20 protein-coding genes and 4 tRNA genes are annotated in these 19,572 nt (G+C 44.6%); 11 read left to right on the top strand and 13 right to left on the bottom strand.

The genetic code is table 11. The features are described from left to right. The first annotated feature begins 20 nt into the window (after positions 1 to 20). Positions 21 to 353: a tyrosine-type recombinase/integrase gene (locus BMX05_RS06810; RefSeq protein ID WP_245710518.1), complete on the top strand. Its 333-nt coding sequence runs from the start codon at positions 21 to 23 to the stop codon at positions 351 to 353. 110 nt (positions 354 to 463) lie between these two features. Here the strand turns inward: BMX05_RS06810 and BMX05_RS06805 are convergent. The 4 genes from BMX05_RS06805 to pgsA form a co-directional block, all read right to left on the bottom strand. Beyond that, a tRNA-Leu gene (locus BMX05_RS06805) sits at positions 464 to 550 on the bottom strand. Positions 551 to 570: 20 nt separating this feature from the next. Then, positions 571 to 644, bottom strand: a tRNA-Cys gene (locus BMX05_RS06800). Between the two features lie 20 nt (positions 645 to 664). Then, a tRNA-Gly gene (locus tag BMX05_RS06795) sits at positions 665 to 740 on the bottom strand. A 62-nt stretch (positions 741 to 802) separates the two neighbouring features. Further along, the gene (gene pgsA / locus BMX05_RS06790; RefSeq protein WP_093309312.1) at positions 803 to 1,366 is read right to left on the bottom strand and encodes a CDP-diacylglycerol--glycerol-3-phosphate 3-phosphatidyltransferase; all 564 of its coding nucleotides are present in this window, start codon (positions 1,364 to 1,366) and stop codon (positions 803 to 805) included. A gap of 178 nt (positions 1,367 to 1,544) precedes the next feature. Here pgsA and BMX05_RS06785 point away from each other — a divergent pair. Beyond that, positions 1,545 to 1,621, top strand: a tRNA-Val gene (locus BMX05_RS06785). A gap of 351 nt (positions 1,622 to 1,972) precedes the next feature. Continuing rightward, positions 1,973 to 3,046 (top strand): DUF4214 domain-containing protein, encoded by a 1,074-nt coding sequence (locus tag BMX05_RS06780; protein ID WP_093309280.1) that lies wholly within the window; start codon positions 1,973 to 1,975, stop codon positions 3,044 to 3,046. Positions 3,047 to 3,288: 242 nt separating this feature from the next. Here the strand turns inward: BMX05_RS06780 and glpE are convergent, their stop codons facing one another. After that, on the bottom strand, positions 3,289 to 3,615 hold the full coding sequence (glpE, locus tag BMX05_RS06775) for a thiosulfate sulfurtransferase GlpE (RefSeq protein WP_093309279.1): 327 nt from the start codon (positions 3,613 to 3,615) through the stop codon (positions 3,289 to 3,291). Positions 3,616 to 3,736: 121 nt separating this feature from the next. Here glpE and BMX05_RS06770 point away from each other — a divergent pair, with 121 nt between their 5' ends. Together BMX05_RS06770 and nudC are read left to right on the top strand one after the other, a co-directional pair. Beyond that, positions 3,737 to 4,801: a hypothetical protein gene (locus BMX05_RS06770; protein ID WP_093309277.1), complete on the top strand. Its 1,065-nt coding sequence runs from the start codon at positions 3,737 to 3,739 to the stop codon at positions 4,799 to 4,801. Positions 4,802 to 4,866: 65 nt separating this feature from the next. Further along, positions 4,867 to 5,739, top strand: coding sequence for an NAD(+) diphosphatase (nudC, locus tag BMX05_RS06765; RefSeq protein ID WP_245710516.1), 873 nt, complete (start codon positions 4,867 to 4,869; stop codon positions 5,737 to 5,739). An 83-nt stretch (positions 5,740 to 5,822) separates the two neighbouring features. On the opposite strand, the gene argF is transcribed toward nudC, so the two are convergent. Further along, entirely contained in the window at positions 5,823 to 6,728 is a 906-nt protein-coding gene (gene argF / locus BMX05_RS06760) for an ornithine carbamoyltransferase (protein WP_093309275.1), read from the bottom strand. 5 nt (positions 6,729 to 6,733) lie between these two features. Next, positions 6,734 to 7,945, bottom strand: coding sequence for an aspartate aminotransferase family protein (locus BMX05_RS06755; protein WP_093309272.1), 1,212 nt, complete (start codon positions 7,943 to 7,945; stop codon positions 6,734 to 6,736). A gap of 239 nt (positions 7,946 to 8,184) precedes the next feature. On the opposite strand from BMX05_RS06755, the gene grxD reads away from it, so the two are divergent. The 3 genes from grxD to BMX05_RS06740 all read left to right on the top strand — a co-directional run bounded on the left by grxD (position 8,185) and on the right by BMX05_RS06740 (position 10,278). Further along, entirely contained in the window at positions 8,185 to 8,505 is a 321-nt protein-coding gene (gene grxD / locus BMX05_RS06750) for a Grx4 family monothiol glutaredoxin (RefSeq protein ID WP_093309268.1), read from the top strand. A 25-nt stretch (positions 8,506 to 8,530) separates the two neighbouring features. Next, positions 8,531 to 9,133 (top strand): peroxiredoxin, encoded by a 603-nt coding sequence (locus tag BMX05_RS06745; RefSeq protein WP_093309265.1) that lies wholly within the window; start codon positions 8,531 to 8,533, stop codon positions 9,131 to 9,133. Positions 9,134 to 9,300: 167 nt separating this feature from the next. Next, the gene (locus BMX05_RS06740) at positions 9,301 to 10,278 is read left to right on the top strand and encodes a MotY family protein (protein WP_177166819.1); all 978 of its coding nucleotides are present in this window, start codon (positions 9,301 to 9,303) and stop codon (positions 10,276 to 10,278) included. Positions 10,279 to 10,286: 8 nt separating this feature from the next. On the opposite strand, the gene BMX05_RS06735 is transcribed toward BMX05_RS06740, so the two are convergent. Genes BMX05_RS06735 through BMX05_RS06725 form a run of 3 tightly spaced genes read right to left on the bottom strand, consistent with a single transcriptional unit; the run spans position 10,287 to position 13,827 of the window. Further along, a complete protein-coding gene (locus tag BMX05_RS06735) occupies positions 10,287 to 12,455 on the bottom strand; it encodes an ATP-dependent helicase (protein ID WP_177166818.1) in 2,169 nt (722 codons plus the stop codon). Further along, complete coding sequence (locus BMX05_RS06730; protein ID WP_093309261.1) at positions 12,443 to 13,114, bottom strand: DUF1285 domain-containing protein; 672 nt, start codon at positions 13,112 to 13,114, stop codon at positions 12,443 to 12,445. Before BMX05_RS06730 ends, BMX05_RS06735 begins: the two co-directional genes overlap by 13 nt. A gap of 41 nt (positions 13,115 to 13,155) precedes the next feature. Then, on the bottom strand, positions 13,156 to 13,827 hold the full coding sequence (locus BMX05_RS06725; protein ID WP_093309260.1) for a TetR/AcrR family transcriptional regulator: 672 nt from the start codon (positions 13,825 to 13,827) through the stop codon (positions 13,156 to 13,158). Between the two features lie 272 nt (positions 13,828 to 14,099). Here BMX05_RS06725 and BMX05_RS06720 point away from each other — a divergent pair, with 272 nt between their 5' ends. Together BMX05_RS06720 and BMX05_RS06715 are read left to right on the top strand one after the other, a co-directional pair. After that, positions 14,100 to 14,612, top strand: a complete 513-nt coding sequence (locus BMX05_RS06720) for a 3'-5' exonuclease (RefSeq protein WP_093309258.1) — start codon at positions 14,100 to 14,102, stop codon at positions 14,610 to 14,612. A 54-nt stretch (positions 14,613 to 14,666) separates the two neighbouring features. After that, on the top strand, positions 14,667 to 15,011 hold the full coding sequence (locus tag BMX05_RS06715) for a hypothetical protein (RefSeq protein ID WP_093309257.1): 345 nt from the start codon (positions 14,667 to 14,669) through the stop codon (positions 15,009 to 15,011). Here BMX05_RS06715 and BMX05_RS06710 read toward each other — a convergent pair. Then, a complete protein-coding gene (locus tag BMX05_RS06710; protein WP_093309255.1) occupies positions 14,977 to 15,750 on the bottom strand; it encodes a methyltransferase domain-containing protein in 774 nt (257 codons plus the stop codon). The genes BMX05_RS06715 and BMX05_RS06710 overlap by 35 nt on opposite strands. 171 nt (positions 15,751 to 15,921) lie before the next feature. On the opposite strand from BMX05_RS06710, the gene gloB reads away from it, so the two are divergent. Then, complete coding sequence (gene gloB, locus BMX05_RS06705; RefSeq protein WP_093309254.1) at positions 15,922 to 16,716, top strand: hydroxyacylglutathione hydrolase; 795 nt, start codon at positions 15,922 to 15,924, stop codon at positions 16,714 to 16,716. On the opposite strand, the gene BMX05_RS06700 is transcribed toward gloB, so the two are convergent. Together BMX05_RS06700 and BMX05_RS06695 are read right to left on the bottom strand one after the other, a co-directional pair. Beyond that, complete coding sequence (locus tag BMX05_RS06700; RefSeq protein WP_093309253.1) at positions 16,713 to 17,276, bottom strand: beta/alpha barrel domain-containing protein; 564 nt, start codon at positions 17,274 to 17,276, stop codon at positions 16,713 to 16,715. The two genes, gloB and BMX05_RS06700, sit on opposite strands and share 4 nt — an antisense overlap. Continuing rightward, positions 17,273 to 19,393, bottom strand: a complete 2,121-nt coding sequence (locus tag BMX05_RS06695; RefSeq protein WP_093309251.1) for a methyl-accepting chemotaxis protein — start codon at positions 19,391 to 19,393, stop codon at positions 17,273 to 17,275. Before BMX05_RS06695 ends, BMX05_RS06700 begins: the two co-directional genes overlap by 4 nt. Positions 19,394 to 19,572: the final 179 nt, after the last annotated feature.

Raw genomic sequence — 19,572 nt, 5'->3', positions numbered from 1 at the left:
AAAACGGTTGTATTCGTGCTGTGCCTGTACAAGTTGGCTTAATCCAGCGCCTTGCTAGGCGTGGCAACAAGCTTTTTAGGAATGTAGATCATAGTTCTACTTTTAGAGATGCTATTTACGCGACGGGCATTCAATTACCCGCAGGTCAATTAACTCATGTATTAAGGCATACCTTTGCTAGCCATTTTATGGCGAATGGTGGGAGTATTTTGGTATTGCAAAAAATTTTAGGTCATTCGACCTTGGCTATGACTATGCGTTATGCGCACCTTGCCCCTGACCATTTGCTTGATGCTTTAAGCAAATTACCTTTGTCTAAGGCAAAATATCTCGACTTGGATTTAGCGATTTAAACCGCCGTTGACACTTGGTTGACACTGCTTAATTTTTTTCAGGTAGTTTTAGGAGTTTCTTGCTTGGATTAAGCTTTTTATAAGCTTTTGATATTGCGGGTTTTTTTGAATGGTGCCCAGGGCCGGACTCGAACCGGCACAGCCTTGCGGCCGGGAGATTTTAAGTCTCCTGTGTCTACCTATTTCACCACCTGGGCAGGTGTCCACTTGTGTGGCTTGGAGGCTGGAGTCGGAATCGAACCGGCGTACACGGAGTTGCAGTCCGCTGCATAACCACTCTGCCATCCAGCCTCTAGTGAGGATGTGTTCTTTGGAGCGGGAAACGAGACTCGAACTCGCGACCCCAACCTTGGCAAGGTTGTGCTCTACCAACTGAGCTATTCCCGCTGAACACAGGGCGGCATTATAGAGAATTCCGCGTGGGTGTCAACACCTTTTCTAAAAAAAATTTAGTTTTTTTCCATTGCTAAGCTAGGACGCATCATAGGCCAAGCCACTTTCAAGTAAATAAACATCGACCATAAGGTCAATACTGCTGCTATATAAAGCAATAGCAGGCCCAAACAAGCCCAAACATGGCCTGGTTCAAAAGCTAATAGCATGCCTATGGCTATCATTTGCAAGCTGGTTTTCCATTTCCCTAAAGATGAAACAGCCACCTGTGCCCTTTGTCCAAGTTCTGCCATCCACTCACGCAAGGCAGAAATTACAATCTCACGCCCAATGATGATCAAAGCAGGTGCTGTCATCCATAAGCTGGCATGGGTTTCAATCAAAACACCCAAAGCGACTGCGACAATTAGTTTATCGGCTACCGGATCAAGAAAGGCACCAAAAGGTGTTGTCTGATTCCAACGCCGCGCCAGGTAACCGTCTAACCAATCTGTAATCGCTGCCAAAATGAAGATTGCCGAAGCAAAAAGTGCAGCCCAAGCTATTGGCAAATAATAAACCACCACCAAAAGCGGGATTAATAAAATACGCAGCAAAGTCAATAAGGTGGGAACATTTATGCTCATGCAGTCCAAGCTCATCCTGTCATTCTTGTCATTAGGCGCAGAGTTTAGCATTTTTTATACCTAATGCGTTCCAATAGCTGAATTTTTCCCCGAAGAACACCAAGAGAATTTCTAGAAAAAAAAGACTTGCTTTAAAAAAAAATTCCCTTATAATGCACGCCCATAACCCAGAAGGACTATAGCTCAGTTGGTTAGAGCACCACCTTGACATGGTGGGGGTCAGCGGTTCGAGTCCGCTTAGTCCTACCAAATTTTAAGAAAAAGCCATCTTTTATGAGATGGCTTTTTTTTGCTTTCTGCCTTAGCTGATTTTATCTTATTAAGACGCAAGGTACCTTTAGCAAACCCTTTTCTAATAGCAGAAAGTCAATAAATTAAAACCAGCTAATTTACATAAGAAAAATATTTTTTCTTATTTTTAATCAATAAGTTAATGATTTTTTCCAGAAATGCTTTCTACTTTCACACCCACAAACCAGCTTCTTAGCTACATGCCGAAACACTTTCCAACATTCTGAATGCCACTTTAGGCTTATCAGTGTCTTCTAAAACCTCTAAACTTTAGCTTAATATGCCGCAGGATTTTTTAGGGTTTTCTAGATGACAACTTCCGCTTATGCCTTTATCGAGCGTCTTTATAGCCAAGTTCTCGGGCGCACCAGTGACACTGCAGGCGCAGATTATTGGGTGCAAGTCTTACAAAATTCCACTGCTGCCGAGGTTGCTTATACTTTTTTTAATAGTCCCGAATACTTACTGACAAACGCGAGCGATGATGCGTTTGTCAGCACCTTATATCTGACTTATTTAGATCGTAGTGCAGACACAGGTGGTCTTAGCTATTGGTTAAGCGAGCTAGATGCTGGCAAGACACGCAACGACTTGATTGATGCCTTTGCACGCTCTTATGAGTTTTCTGTGCTTGCACAAACTTATGACGTCGTTGCTTATGAAGATTTTAGTACCGCCTCTTTTATCACCCATCTGTACAAAGGATTACTTGATCGTCCGCCTGAGCCTTATGGTTTAAATCTTTGGGTGCAAGATTTACAAGCTGAAGAAAAAACTGCTGCTGATTTGGTCTACTCCTTGGTGTTTTCTGAAGAGTTTACCCAAAGAGATTTAAGCCAGAATGAATTTATTGATACCTTGTATCAAGCCTTGCTGAAGCAAACACCCGACGACACGAGCCAAGCTTATTGGAGCAGCCAGCTCGCTACAGATGGTAGTCGTTCGCAAATGCTTGACCAACTGATTGCAAGCAAGGAATTTGCCGAGTTTAGCGCGCGCTATCAGGTGCAAGCACGCCCTTTAGATCCAGTTGCCGATCCAGATACAGACCTTAGCCTGGAAGACTTGGTAGGTTACTACAAACTGGAAGGCGCCTTAGTTGAGTTTGATACTGGGCATATTGAAAATATTACCCCATATGAAGCACAAGGCTCTTTTATGCATATAGAGATTGATGGTTCTATCACCCAGTATCTGAATTATTTGGGTGAACATCTGTATGCCAATGGGCATATTTTGGAAGTAGATGCTGAGCGTCTATACGTACAAGATCATGTACAAAACCGAGAATATCACCTAGAAATCGAATTTAATCCACCTGAGCTTGTCACCCAACTGCAAACTTACACTTATACAGAAACCGATTATTGGGTGATTGCTTAAGGGTCGGCGCGCATTTGGGAGCCTCTTTATGTTCAGCATCCTGCGCAATCATCCATCATTTTATGTATTGAAGAATATCAATCTCTTTTAGATAGATTTTGGGGGGCAGACATAAAGACTCGGTGGTTTTAGAACCTTCGTCTGCCTTATCCTAACTCAGTGACTGCCCCTTTGACATGACCCGCCTTGCATGAGCCATTCTATCGAGTACGAATAAGAAGATTTTGATCTTCGAATGGTATTTACAATCCAGACTCGCATAAATGTGGGCAAGCTAATTTCCAGACTTCATAGCCTCCGTCTAAGCTATAGACGGTGTCAAAGCCTTGCTCTGCTAAAAATGCCGCTGCACCCTGACTACTATGGCCATGATAACAGCACACAATGACGGGGTTTTGATAGTCAACTTGCGCTAAAAATGCATTGACATTGGTATTATCTAAACGCTGCGCACCTAGAATATGGCCTTGCTGAAAGCTGTTAGCATCACGAATATCCACCCAAGTGACATGCATTTTTTGCATCATTTTAGCGGCATCAGCTGCTTGAATATGCTTAAAACCGGCCATGATCAACTCCTACTGACATTTTGTTAGAAACAACGAATATAAAAGATCTCAGGATGCAGCGCTAGCGAAAAATACTTAAGATGTCTGCGCAAGTATTGAAAATAACGATAAGGATCGCCTGATGAGTACACCACTTTATATTGTTGCTGCAGCACGCAAAATAGACCAAGAAGGTCATTTAGATAGCGTCCAACAAACCCAGCAAGCATTGCAGGAAGCTGGTGCACGGATTGAAACCCTCGTTATCGACCCTTTAAAAGCAGGTTGGCAAACACAAATACGCCCTGGACATTTTCGTTCTGGATGCGCACCCTTAGATGCCTTAGCAAAAGCCCAACGCCGTTTACAAGCTGACTTAGCCGATGCAGTCCTGATTCAAGGAGAAGATCTTTTACGCACTGGCTATACACGCGCACAACGTCATCAATTGATGGCAATTTATGGCGATGTCAGTATTCCGGAGGCTTATACTTTACTGGCCAAACACTTTTGCCGCTTGCATGATCTTGCTCAGTGTGAGTTTTTTGCCTTACGTAATTTGCTGCTGGAGAATTACCGACGCACCTATCAAGCCCTACATCCTGATTTTGATCCAAACACACAAGCCGCTTGGCTAAAGCCAGTTACCGAATGGTTTCGTGGTGTCGATTGTGCAAATCCCAGTATCGATTTTAGCGGCCAATTGCTATTAACCCGTGCGGACTGGTTAGGCGCTTTGACCCCCTTATCTCAACGTCCTATTCGCTTGGCAGGGATAGGTATTGGTTTAGCACCTGATGATGGTCCTGATCATGTGGCAGAGTTAGCAGAATACTGGCATCTACAAAAAGCAGTGCATTATGCCAATTTACAGGCAGAAGTGGATTTTTGTGAACTTTTTCAACAAGGACAGGCTTACCTCGAAGCCTATACCTGTTATCCAGTTGTCCCTTTAGCTTTTTTGATGCATGCAGGACTAGCAGACTCTGTGCATGCACTAGCAGATATCTTGCAAAATCAGGCGATTACCATCACAGGAGGTATGAACTTAGCGCGCGCCCCCTGGAACAACCCTGCATTTAGTGCCTTAATTGCCGCTTATCAAAAGTTACAAGACGAAAATGCACGCCCTTGGGCTGGTATTCATGCCAATGGTGGCTTAGGTTATCGTCAAGGTTTTGCTTTGCTGCATAGGGATAAGCTTTAATTTGCTCGCATCCCCGTTTTGTGCGAAGCGGGGATTTTCCAACACCTTATTAAAAAGATACCTCCATGGCCATTGTCCCCTTAATTCCTATTACAGCAGCTAATTGTTTTGCGGATTTAGGCATGCTTGCTGCAACACAGACACAAGATGCTTTTCAACGTGCACCCAAGCCAAAAGACCCTATCACCGAGCACTGGCTAATCCAAGCCAATGCCCAGGGTGCTTTAGGCACTTTATCACAGGCTCCCCCACACCTTATCTTAGAGCCGCCTACAACATCCTGTCTATTTATCGGCTATTGGCAGCAAAAGCCCGTTTATTTGCAGCCTATTGAGGTCATGGAAACGGCAGAGCTTATCCCTTGGCGAACTTGGTTTCAACACACAGATAGCCAACATTTCGCGCTGTATTCAACTTGTGCACAAGTATGGCATTGGTGGCATGAGCATATTTTTTGCGGACGCTGTGGGCAGCAAACTTTGATTGCTGATCATGAATTTGCGCGCATCTGCCCTGCATGTGCACACACGAGCTATCCGCGTATTTCTCCTTGTATCATTACGCTTGTCGTGGATGGCGAACGCTTTTTATTAGCTCACAGCCCAAGATTTAAGACGGGATTTTATAGCACTTTAGCCGGTTTTATCGAGGCAGGGGAATCCGCAGAGCAGGCCTTACGCAGAGAGGTGTACGAGGAGGTGGGTTTACACTTGGGACGCTTACATTATTTGGGAAGTCAATCTTGGCCTTTTAGTCATTCACTGATGCTAGGCTACCTTGCCGAGTACCAAGCAGGCGACATACGCTTAGATGAAGAAGAAATCACAGATGCCGCTTGGTTTAGCGCAGATAATTTGCCTTTATTACCGCCACAATTTGCCATTTCACGCCAACTGATTGACTACTATCTTACTTGTATTGCCGCACATCGTCAGTGACTGCTTTCCATCCTGAAAGACGGGAGTTTCGGCTCATCTGATAAAAAAAGGATGCACTCAGTGGCATCCTTTTCTTGAGTTTGCTAAGACATCATCAAAAATTCTAGCAAAGCTTTTTGCGCATGTAGGCGGTTCCCCGCTTCTTGCCAGACAACAGATCTTGGATCTTCCAACATATCTAGGCTGATTTCCTCACCGCGATGTGCAGGCAAACAGTGCATAAACAGCGCCTCTTTAGCCGCCAAATCCATCAAGGCAGGGGAGACCTGATAAGCTGCAAAATCACGTTCACGTATTTTTTGCTCTTCTTCCTGCCCCATAGAAGCCCACACATCCGTCACTACTAGGTGTGCTCCAGCTACTGCCGCTTGTGGATCTGCTTCTAAAGTCACCCGGTCAGCGTTAGCATCGAGCAAATCTTGTCGTGGTGCATAGCCTTCTGGTGTACTAATACACAGCTCAAAATCAAACTGGCGTGCGGCATTAATGTAAGAATTACACATATTATTGCCATCACCGATCCAGACGACTTTTTTACCTTGGATACTCCCACGGCACTCAACGAAAGTTTGCACATCTGCAAGTAATTGGCAGGGGTGGAAATCATCAGTCAAAGCATTAATCACGGGTACGGAAGAATAAGCAGCAAACTTTTCTACCATTGCATGACTAAAAGTACGAATCATGACCCCATCAACCATTTCGGCCAACACACGCGCAGTATCTTCGACAGGTTCCCCACGCCCTAGTTGAGTATCACGCGATGACAAAAACATCGCCGATCCGCCTAACTGCGTCATGCCGGCTTCAAAAGATACCCGTGTGCGCGTTGATGATTTTTCAAAAATCATCGCTAATACGCGATTTTTTAGCGGCTCATCAATCTGGCCACTTTGATGACGCGCTTTTAATGCAATCGCGCGTTGGATCACTTGATTGAGCTCCTGCGGAGTCAAATCTAATAGGGTTAAAAAATGGCGTACACTCATTCTTATTATTCTCCTTGCGCTTCCAGCTCCACAGGTACGGATGCACCGACAAAGCGCCGCACTAACAGGGCAACTTTTTGGCTAATTTGTATCGCTTCAGCTTCATTAATTATCAAAGGTGGCAACAAACGCACCACCTGTCCTGCAGTCACATTAATTAAAAGTCCTGCATCTAAAGCCTGTTTCACCAACTCCGTACAAGGACGATCCAGCTCTACACCGATCATCAAACCTAAACCACGAATTGAGCGCACTGCGTCAACATCTGCCAGCCAGTGGCTAAGTTGAGAACGAATCAGCTCTCCCCGTGCTTGCGCCCGCGCTGGTAAGTTTTCCCGCTCTAAAGTGTCTAAAACCGCCAAACCCACTGCGGAAGCCAAAGGATTACCACCAAAGGTGGTGCCATGACTCCCTGCTTGAAATAAATCTTGCGCTTTACCTTGCACCATCACAGCACCAATAGGAAAGCCATTTCCTAGACCCTTGGCGGTCGTCAGCACGTCTGGCAACCAAGTGTGATGCTGAAAAGCAAACATGCGCCCAGTCCGTCCGTTACCAGTTTGCACTTCATCTAACATCAGCAAAAGATCATGTTGATCACACAGTGTACGCAAGCCATCTAAATATTCTTGCCGTGGTATATGTACACCACCTTCACCTTGTACTGGCTCAACTAAAATGGCACTGATTTGTGCACAATTTTGAATGGCAGCCTTTACCGCAGCCAAATTATCATAGGGAACCCGAATAAACCCTTCGACTAAGGGTTCAAACCCAGCTTGGGCTTTTGGATTGCCAGTCGCACTTAATGACGCCAGAGTCCGCCCATGAAAAGCATTTTCCATCACAATAATATGAGGCACCTGATGCCCTTTGCGATGTCCATAAAGACGCGCCAATTTAATCGCCGCTTCATTAGCTTCTGTACCTGAGTTACAGAAGAATGCACTTTGCATCCCTGTAATTTGTGTTAGCTTACGTGCTAAAGCTTCCTGTTGCGGAATTTGATATAAGTTAGAGGTATGCAACAAACGTCGCGCTTGCTGACTGATAGCCTCACTCACTACAGGATGCGCATGCCCAAGGCCACACACCGCAATGCCACTGAGTGCATCTAGGTAGGCCTGCCCGTTTTCTGCATACAGCCAAGCGCCCTCACCGTGAGTAAAAGCCACAGGTAAGCGAGCATAGGTTTGCATTAAGGCCTGATCAGTCATGGAGTTTTTCTTTAACCTCCTTGCAAAAGCGCGTGATGCGCGACAAAAAGAGAAATCCTATAGACAAAGCGTGTCTTTGGCAACTTTTCCGCCTTGGGTTTGTGGAAAACTAGTCTAGGCGACTCAACTTTACACTTTTGCTCAGTCACATAAAATTGACTTAAACACTAGGAAATAGCTAGTATACTGGAAATTGATCACCTACCTTTTCTTTTATCATTCACTGACGAGGATTCAGCATGAGCACAACGCTGGAGACTATCCAAGAACAAATCCAAGCTAACCCTGTTCTCCTTTATATGAAAGGTACGCCTCAGCTACCTCAATGTGGTTTTTCTGCACAAGCTGTACAAGCTGTGATGGCCTGTGGCGAGCGATTTGCCTATGTGAATATCTTAGAGCATCCAGATATTCGTGCGGAACTGCCTAAATATGCCAATTGGCCAACGTTTCCACAATTGTGGATCAGTGGCGAGTTAGTCGGTGGTTGCGATATTATTACTGAGCTTGCGCAACAAGGTGAGCTTGAACCCATGATTAAAGCTGCTGTTGCAGCCTAATTTTGATCTGAATAAGGATTTTTACATGAGCGTTTTAGTCGGTAAGCCAGCACCAGATTTCACAGCAGCTGCAGTTTTAGGCGATGGCCAAATTGTTGGTGACTTCAACTTTAAACAAGCGACCCAAGGCAAATACGCGCTGGTCTTCTTTTATCCATTAGACTTTACCTTTGTTTGCCCTTCCGAATTGATCGCACTGGATCACCGTATGCCTGAATTTAGCGCACGCGGTGTCGAAGTCTTAGGTGTTTCTATTGATTCTCAGTTTACCCACAATGCTTGGCGTAACACCCCAGTGAACCAAGGTGGTATTGGTCCGGTCAAATACACCTTAGTGGCGGATGTGAAGCATGAGATTTGCCAAGCTTATGATGTTGAAGCTGAAGCAGGTGTTGCTTTCCGTGGTGCGTTTTTAATCGACAAAGAAGGCACTGTGCGTTCACAGATCGTGAATGATTTGCCTCTAGGCCGTAACATGGATGAGTTGCTGCGTCTTGTAGATGCCCTGCAATTCCACGAAGAGCACGGCGAAGTTTGCCCTGCTGGCTGGCAAAAAGGTGACAAGGGCATGCAAGCCTCACCTGAAGGGGTCGCTCAGTACCTAGATCAGAACGCTGATAAACTCTAAACCAAGCTGTTAGCCAGTGTTTTCCAATCCACACACTTCCTTTGAAGGTGTGGATTTTTCGTCTCTAGCCCTAGACTAATGACCCAAGTTATACTGCTTGCATTCAGCTGCATCACATGCAGATTTGATTTTATCTTTTTATTGCTAGCTTGCGGAGGATGCATCAAATGCTATCTGGGTCTTTTACTCAACCAAGGCGCTTTTTATGTTCACTTTTTACCTTGAGCGCTTTGAGTTTAGGCTGGAGCACACCCGCCGCTGCGCTTGAATATTCAGCCACACAAGCAGATTCTCAGTGGGAATCGGCAACACCTTCTCCTTTAATGTGTCGCTTAAGCCATTTTATTCCAGAATTTGGCGAAGTAACCTTTAGTCATCGCTCAGGTGAAAAAGTCAAGGCCATCATTCGCCCACTTGGGCAAGTATTTCCTGCAGGTGGTGCGCATTTAGTTGCCTTAGCGCCAAGTTGGCTACCTGGACAAGCTACTGCGGATTTAGGTCAGGTAAAAATTGGCCGTGGTGAAGCAGGGATTGAGATTGCCAACCCACAAACAGAGCTCATGCTAGAGTATTTGCAACGTGGCATGCAGCCTTCTTTGTTGCAAGAAGATAAAGACAGTCGCTATTCTAGTCGAATCGCCCGTATTTCTCATTTAGCGTTTAAACCCGCTTTTACTGAATTTAAACGCTGCCAAGCACAATTATTACCAGTTAACTTTGAGCAGATTGCACGCTCTGCGGTTTATTTTAAATCTGGTCAAGCCGATGAGCTAAATCAAGAACAAAAAGACTTACTTGATTTAATTATTCGTTATGTGAAAGCAGATCCCGATGTCGGGTATGTTTTTTTAGATGGACATACGGACTCTTACGGTACACGCCGTGATAATCGCCAACTGTCTAAGATTCGTACTGATTTAGTCTTAAATCATTTAATTCGCTATGGTATGCCGCAAGAGCTCATTAGTGCGCGTTATCATGGTGAACGTTATCCTGTAGCCTCCAATAGTTCAGCTGCAGGACGCGCAAAAAACCGCCGTGTGACTATCCGTTTAGAAAAGCGTGATCCTTTATTAGAGCAAGAAATTAATACTGATGCAGCCTATGGCACAGCAGATTTAGCGCCTTTAACCACGACACAATAAGCAAGAAATTATTGCTCTATCGTGCAAAAAGCCTGCGGAATGATCTCAGCGTGATCTGCAGGCTTTTTTATTGGGTTTCCGGCAATCTCTTTAAGTGAAATTTGGTTGAATTTATCAAGATAAGCTTGCAACACCTGTCGACTTTCTTGGTTCCAAGGTGCCGGCAAAAATGCCACCTGATTTAATGTCTTTGTTTGGATATCTTCTTTTTTCAGTACTTGTGCTTGCTGCCAGCAAGCTTCTTTGACAAAACGGCTCACACAGGAAGAATCACTTTTTTCATTGGGGATAAATAAGATTAAATGCCGCTTGGCGCGTGTCATAGCGACATAGAATAAACGTCGTTCCGCTTCAAGCTCACGTGCTTCCAAAATTTGATGCCGGAGAATACAAGGGAAATCGCCTTCTTGTAATCCCCATAAAATCACCGTATGCCATTCACGCCCTTTGGCACCATGGACACTAGAAATTTCTATACTGGCTCTATGCATTTGCCACTGGTTTGTATCTTCTTGGTTGTGCCAACGTGCTAACCACACATCTAAAGGCGCATCTTGTTGTTTTATGTAGCTTTCAAAAGTCTCTAACAAACGCACCGCTTCCAAAGCATCTTCTTCCTGACTGGCTTGCTTCTCAAGCTGCGCGTGTGCATCCAGTACTTTCAGCAGGTGTTTCACTAAACGCGCTGTAGATTTTAAACGGGCGGGGGTTAATAATCGATGCAAAATATTTAAACGTTCTTGTATTTTCTTCTGCATTGTGACGGAAGCTGTAGGTAAAACCTCTTTAATTGATGTTTTTTTCAGATCCTTTAAATCTTTGATTTGAGCAAGCGCTTTGACTAATACCTTTTTTTGCTCTCTACGTAAATATAAACTAGGCGCACTTAAAATCGCATAAAAATAATTCTCTCTTTTTTCTTCAGGAATTTGCTCTAAACTGGAAATTTTATCTTGGTATGCTAAATACATATAAGAAAATAGGGTTTGAATACTCGGCAAGTTAAAAACAAATTTATCTTGACGACCAATTTTAAAAGGGATTTTCATTTGTAGCAGGACTAACTGTACAGTCAAACTTAAGCTCCAATGGCGCACTAATATCCCTATTTCGGGCGCATTATTTGCTTGGCTTCGCCAAGTATCTAGCATGTCGATTAGTTGACTAATTCCTACTTTAGTATCTATTTTCGTATCTTGGCTTTCAGGATAAGCAATACTCAATTGATTATGTAAACGTGCCTGATTATGACGAATACAGGCATTTGCAGCAAAGGCAATTTGCGGTCCAAAACGAAAACTATAACTTAATTGATAGTCTGTCACCGGATGAAAGCGCGTTTCAAAATGCTTAAGCATATAATCTGGACGCGCCCCACGCCACTCATAAATACATTGATCAATATCACCAACCACCATAAGTTGCGCGCTCTCTCCAGCAACTATTTCTAGCAAATACTCTTGTACTGGGTTTACATCTTGGTATTCATCCACAATAATATAATCTACAAAGCCTTGCAGCGCTTTAGCAAGCTGAGGATTCTTTATCAAGGCTTGTAAGGGGCGATATAAAAGATCATTAAAAAACATGACCCCTTGTTGTGCACAAAGTTTTTCAAAAACATCAAACCCTTTAATAAAATAAAGGTATTCTTGTTGATATTTACCCGTTGTAAAAGTCTGGCTTGCATCTTCTAGCCCAGATTTCACGTGATCGCAAAAGCTCTGAAAGGCCTGTAAATGGCTATCTTCTAAAGCCTTTTCGATATTGAAGTCTCCTAAATCACTTTTATTGACTTGCCCAGCGAGCACATGCATACACTGTTTGGCGATTTTCTCCCATTGCCAAGTTTGTGTCTGGAGCTGCCTTGACGCTAAAATGCCACGCCTTTGCCACTGATGGCATAAACGCCAACCGAAAGAATGAAAGGTTCTTACATCTAAAGTAGCCGCTAGGTTTGCTGGCAAACGCCGGCTCAATCGCTGCTGGAAATCTTCTCGTGCACTACGATTATACATCACCACAAGCAAACGACGCGCTAGCACCCCTTGATCTAATAAATAAGCAACACGCTCTACCAAAGTCGAGGTTTTCCCTGATCCGGCCACAGCACTAACACGCGCATGCCCTTGTGTATGTTTCACCACAGCAGCTTGCTCAGCGGTTAGCTTGTACATCCTTGTGTATCCTCTTCTAGGACCCAGCCCAGCGGGTAACTTCCAGTATGTAGCGCAATAACCGGGACTTGTACTCCTTGTGTTTGCGGTACCAGCATACTTTGAATGCCTTGGGGCCATGCTTGTTGCCATTGTGCTTGATACGCTGTTAAAACTTGTTGTGCTTGGGCACCCTCACACCAAGTTGCTGCATCTAACAAACGGTAATAAAGATTACGATGCATACGCGCATATAAATTAGCACGTACTTTGATATAAGGCACAGGATCTTGTGCAAATTGTCCTAAGCACCAAGGTGCTTTTTGATCGAGCACGCAGCTGTCTCCACTTTGGGTACGCCCTTGATAGTGGCCAGCTTCAGCATCCCAGTGCATATCAACTAGGATAAAAGGCACATCTTCCACGTGGATTTTTACTTTTTCTGCTGGCGTAACTAAATAGTAAGCGCCAGCCTCGTATTTCAAAATTGATGCAAACAAACGTACCAAGGCCGCACGAGTAAAAGCCTGTCCTTGATAAAACCACTGGCCTTGGGCATTGATACGTATATCTAACTCCCCACAATAAGGCGGATTCCAAGTCTCAACAGGTGGTACTGAGTGCGATGTCAGCGCTTGCATCGAAGCTGCCAGCTGCTGTGGGTTGATAGCACTTGGCATAAATTCCCTCGCTTGCGTGTGACTGCGTAAATCTGTTCAGTTTAACCGTTTGTTCCCAACTCTGCATCCCGAAGGCGACGCCCTCGTTGCCCACGATTTCCCATGCGCACACCGATATCCATGAGAAAGCGGAAAAATTCCTCTTTATCCTGAATCACTTCTTGGAAAAATTGTGATTGATTTAACACCGCCGCGCCATGTACTAAAGCCCAAGAAGCACAATAATGGAAATAAGGTGGCACATCTTCTAAGTGTCCCTCAGAAACACGTGCATTAATCAAATCCGATAGACTTTCCAAATTACGCGCACGAAATTTATGCACTTCTTCGATTAATTCAGGAATTGAATTAGATTTAACTAATTTCTCCTCCAAACGATTAAAGAGCAGATATTTTTCAGGATTTTGCATACGGAATTCAAAATAAGCACGCGATAAGGCTTCTTTATCCTCCGCAATTTTAGGCGATTGAAATAAAGCTGCCATTTCACGCTCATAATCCAACATAAGACGCACATAGATTTCGGCTTTAGTGCGAAAATGCTTGTAAATCGTCCCTTTACCTATCCCGACATGATCAGCAATCATCTCCACTGTCACCCTGTCTTCACCATATTGTAAAAACAGTTCAAGTGCAGATTCCAAAATCCGAGTTTCCCTTAACCTAAATTCCTGCACTTTACGTGCTTGCTTTTCTACTGTGGATGCACTCATAGTGGCCTCACGGTTTGAGATAGTGATTATTCACACTCATGCTTGCTCGCTTGTATAGCTTGAGTGACATTTTTTGTGCACTGCACACAAAGATTATAATCGACCTCTAGATAATCAGCGACACCCACATGCAGATTCTGGTTAATTTTCTATGACATTGTGCATACAAGCCGATAAAATGTTTTACGTTTTAACTAATTAGCTCATTTTTTTCACCTAAGCGCCTAGGTTTTAGTATGCTAAGTCCAAACGGGCTTTGGCTTATATAAAGCATGATTTATCAAAATGTTACTCAAAATATGTACAATACGGATGTGTTATCTAACCTAGCTTGCTTAGACATTGAGGCGACAGGCTTGTACACAAGTGAATCTCGGATCACAGAAATTGGCTTGATTTTAATCGATCAAGGCCAAGTCGTACGCCGTTGGCAACATTTAGTGAATCCACAAACTCAGATTCCTCAACCGGTACAAGCACTGACAAGGATTACCATGGAGATGGTGCAAGATGCGCCTGTTTTTGCTGATTTAGCGCAAGATCTTGCTCATTTACTGAAAGGACGTGTGCTTGTGGCACATAACGCACGTTTTGATTATGGTTATTTGTATCATGAATTTGCTCGTCTAGGATATCGCTACCACACAGAAACCTTGTGCACTTTGCGCTTATCACGCAAACTTTATCCTAAATTTCGTCATCACAGCTTAGAGCATCTAATTCGCCGTCATCATCTACGGCGTCAGGCACGCCACCGAGCACTCGGCGATGCACTGACTCTTTAGCTGTTTCTGCAGCATTTAAGCAGTCATTTTAGTCAACAAGTTCTGATCCAAGCGATGCAGGATATACAAGCACAAGCGCAATTACCTGTCCATTTGGATCCTGGTAAATTACTAAGCCTCCCAGAAAGCCGTGGAGATTATCAGCTCTACGCTTACCAAGACAGCCAAAAAAATCAGCCCCTAAGCACGCATACTAATGTATCTAATATCAGGGCACATCTTGCCTCTTACCTCAACTTACTTCTCCAACACACACAAGAAACTTGTCCAGAAAAGGCGCGTACAGCACACCATCTACTCACCTGTTTAGGGCAGATTACTTGGTCTAGCCCCGCATGGCATCCACAACAAAGTTTATCTTTTGCTACTCCTTGGTTATGTGAGTCGAAGGATTTTTGATATTAGCTAAAGAGGTTGCTGAGGAAGGCACAAACGGCCATTGCCAAGCCGTTTTATGGGAACTTTTAGGCTGTAATGGCTGAATTTGCGCTTGAATCACATAGGTTCCCCGCCAGCCAACACCAGAATCCTTCAGCTTGTTAGGCAGCTTGTGGATTCGATAGACACTCAAATGCGCCGCTTGTAACTGATTGACAACCGCTTGTGGTGTACGCCAAGTAGTCGACGACCAAGGGGACATCTGCTTGCTTTTTGCACGTGCCAACCCGCCTAGGATACTAAAAGGACAAAATCCCAAAATCCAGATATAACCACTAGGACGTACCACACGTACAGCTTCCGCTAGCACAGCTTGCGGACTTGTACAGACCTCCAACATATGATGTAACACCAGCTGATCCATACTATGTTCAGGTAAAGGCATTTGATGAGGCTGACAAATTAAGGCCGTTTGCGGCTTACCTGCCATATCAGGTTGCCAACTGGGCTGCCAATATAAGGTGTGATAACAGTTAGCAGGTAACCAGGCTTGCTCATAGCATGCACTCATACATAAAAGCTGCTCACCGTAACGCCCCTTGTGTAAATAAGAAGCAAGATATTGGCTTTGATACTGCAAAATCTGCTGACCAAGAGAGGTGCGCCACCAAGGTGCATATTGACGTAAAGGCAAAAGGTCACCACTTGAACTTGCGTACTGGCCAGCGAGTTGCTTATTTATTTCATCATCTGGATGCACAAGATGCTCTCACTATATTGGCATAGGATTTGATTAGCATGAGTATAGGCCTGCATTGGTTGACTGATCCAGAACGCAAAAATTCCCTACAAGTTAATTGAAAATCAAGAGCTTGCTTTTTTTTACTCAGCATGCTAACACAGGAATCTTATATCAGAGGGAGTTTTCTTTATGCTTAAAATTCGCCCCTTAGCCGCTTTAGACGATAACTATATTTGGCTATTAACTCAAAGCGGTAGTTCAAGATGCTGGGTTGTCGACCCAGGAGATGCACAAGTTGTACAACGTGCACTCACTCAGTATGAATTGCACTTAGAAGGTATCTTGCTCACGCATCACCACTCAGATCACATTGACGGCGTGCAGGCCTTACGCAGTGCAGATACCCTAGTGATAGGTGCCGCTAAAGATCAGCATAGATTACCAGAGTTAAGCCTTAGCTTAAGTGCGGGAGATAGTTTTATTCTCTTGGGACGCACCTTCCAAGTATTAGAATTCCCCGGACATACTTTGGGCCATGTGGGATACTTTGCGCCTGCGGAAGAAGCGGAACAAAGCCCCTTATTATTTTGTGGTGATACCTTGTTTTCTGCAGGTTGCGGACGCTTATTTGAAGGCAGTGCTGCGCAAATGTGGCAATCTTTACAACAAATTATGGCTTTGCCAGAAGAGACCCTCATCTATGCCACACATGAATACACGCTAAGTAACCTGGCCTTTGCACAGCATGTAGAGCCCCATAATCAGGCACTTAGCCAGTATACAGAAGGTTGCCGACAAGCACGGGCAGCAAATCAACCCACCTTGCCTTCTTCCTTGGGGATAGAATTAGCTGTTAATCCTTTTTTACGTGTACAAAAAGCACAGGTGCAAGCCAGCTTGCGCGAGCATGCGGGCTTATCGGAACAAGCATCTATAGACGAATACTTTGCCGCTTTACGTACTTGGAAGGATAATTTCCGTTAATGGGATGCCACCAACCAAGATCCTCCCACCGCAAACACATACGGCAGCTGCAAATAGGCTGCCGCCTTCGATGCATTGATTCCCCCTGTAGGACAAAAATACATTTGGGGCAAGGCAGCATGCAAAGCGGATAAATATCCTATACCTCCCAAGGGTTCAATCGGGAAAATTTTCACCGCTGATAAACCATACGCCTGGGCTTGCATGAGTTCGCCGGCGGTGGCAATGCCCGGCAAGATATGCATCTTTAGATTTAGCGCTTCTTCTACTAAAGCTGGCATCCATCCAGGCGTAACAATCGCTTGAACCCCCATTTGCTTAAGCGCCTTCACCTGAGATTGCTGAGTGACAGACCCAACCACCAGAGGTAACTCAGGCACTGCTTCTTGCCAAGCGCGAATGTTTTCCCAAGCATTCGCATCTCGCAAAGTCAGCTCACACACTTTGGCACCTTGCATACTCAAGTGCTCGCCTAAGGCTTGCCAACTCGGGATTAATTTAGGCAAGGTAGTCACTACAGGGAACACAGGTCCCAAAGCTTGCCAAAAAGCTAAACTCATGCGCGTAACCGCCCTATTTGTTGTTGTAAGTCTTGTGCAAGTGTAGACAGCGCATGACTATCTTGTGTTGCTTGGGATGCCCCTTGGCTTACTTGCGCAGCTACCTCACCAATACGGGTAATGCTTCGGTTAATATCTTCAGCAACTAAATGTTGCTGTTCTGCAGCACTGGCAATTTGCGCAGCCATATCATTAATACCCTGTATTGCCCTAACCACAGTTTCTAACTCTTGTACGGCTTGATCTGCTGCTGCTTGCGTATGCTCTGCTTTCGCATGTCCATGCTCCATACTCTGTACAGCACCTTGAATTTTGGCTTGTAGCCCATGAATTAACACATCAATTTCTTCTGTCGAAGTTTGTGTGCGAGAGGCAAGGTTTCTTACTTCATCTGCAACGACGGCAAAGCCACGACCTTGTTCCCCCGCGCGCGCTGCTTCTATCGCGGCATTTAACGCGAGCAAGTTGGTTTGCTCAGCAATTTCACCGATCACTCCTAAAATACGATTGATATTATCGCTTTCAGCCGCCACCGCTTGAATCACTTGTGCAGATGTTTGTACATCTTGTGCTAATTGACGAATGGCATCTGCACTTTGATACACTGTGTCACGCGCACCCAACACCTGCTGCTGCACTTGGTGCGCTTCTTGTGCAGCACCTGCAGCATGCTGGGCAACTTCTTGAGCACTGGCTGTCATTTGTGTCATTGCTGTAGCCACTTGATCAATTTCATGGCTTTGCTTATCCACGCCTTGATTAGCTTGTGCTGCAATTTGTGCTGATTGTGCTGCTGATGCTTGCACCCGAGTTGCCGTTTGCCGCACATCAACAACCATTTGCCGTAAGTTTTCGGTAAATTGATTAAAATACGCACACAAAGCAATCAACTCTTTATGCGATTCAATTTGCAAGGCTTTTGTTAAATCTCCATCACCTGCGGCTAACTCCTGTACTCGATCCACCAAATTTTGCAAGGGGCGCACCAAAGAGCGCGAAAAACCCCATAACATCAGGACACCAAGCAAAGCCATCGCTGAACCAATAAGAAATTGCTGTTGAAAAACTCCCGCAAACAAATTGATCAGCGAGGTTTCCAAAGTCTGTACTTCTTGCGTTACCAAGTGTGTCGGTAACTCTACCAACACACCCCACGCATTGGCTTGCACGCTAGGAAAGCGGATAGGCTGCATCACACGGACCCAATTTGCATCACGTGTTTCATATAAATGATTTTTTGCAAGGTGATGTTGAATTCCTTTTGCCAACGCGGGTAATTGATTTTGTAAACTTTGACCAGCCCAAGTTTCTCCGTGGGTTGAGGCAAGAATACGCCCACTTTGGGTCATTAAGGTGAGATGCGCTTGCCCTTGGTAAAACTGAGCAGCCGCTTTTTGTAGTTTTTCTTGCAAAAAATTTAGATGGAAATCAACGCCTGTAATCCCTAGAAAGCGCCCATCTTTAATCATAGGCACCACCAAGGAGGTCATTAATACTTGCTGGCCTTGGACTTCGTAAGTGTAAGGATCAAGCAAACACGCCCGTAAATTTTCTTTAGGACATAAATACCATTCTGAAAGACGTACTCCGGCGGCATCTTTTTGTGTGTTGTACTTTTCTCCTGTCACTTGATAAGCAAGTTGTCCTTGGAGACTGCGACTCCAATAAATATCCAAAGTACCCACACCTGGTTTACTATGCTCACTTGCTTGCTTAAACACAGCATCCTGCCCATCAAAAGCATTTGGCTCCCAATCAGTATAAATCCCCCCTAAGAAAGGACGCTCTTGAATCACTGACTGCAGCAAGGTTTTGACTTCTGTACGTTGTAAATTCAAGGCAGGATCTTGAGAGGCTTGGTATAAGATATCCGCGAGTACTTTAGCAACACCAAATCCTTCTTCAATACGTTCACGGACTAGATTCGCCTGCATTTCACCAATCAAGCGTAACTGTTGATCAATTTCATCTGTGAGTAGCTTTTGAGTACGCTCTGTCACTAATCCTTGGGCATCACGCGCGACCTGATATGAAAACCCTAAAACAATGGCCAAGGTCAAAATTAAGCTGGCACTACTCCATAAGAGGATTTTTAATTGGATTGATAAGGTTTTCATAGGAATGCCCTCACAAATATAGGGTCAAGTATATTTCCTTATACTCCCACCCAGTTGGGCGAGGGTTTACGCGGATGCCTGCAAAATCTCTCAGGGGTTTCCAAGATACCTTGCCAGCACCTTACTTCATCCCTAATACGGATCAGCCTAAGTTCAGGGTACTACAAAAAAATGACCAT

This window comes from Allopseudospirillum japonicum (assembly GCF_900108915.1).
Classification (GTDB): domain Bacteria; phylum Pseudomonadota; class Gammaproteobacteria; order Pseudomonadales; family Halomonadaceae; genus Pseudospirillum; species Pseudospirillum japonicum.
Note: the sequence above shows the minus strand (reverse complement) of the source record. Positions and strands in the feature narration are given on the sequence as shown.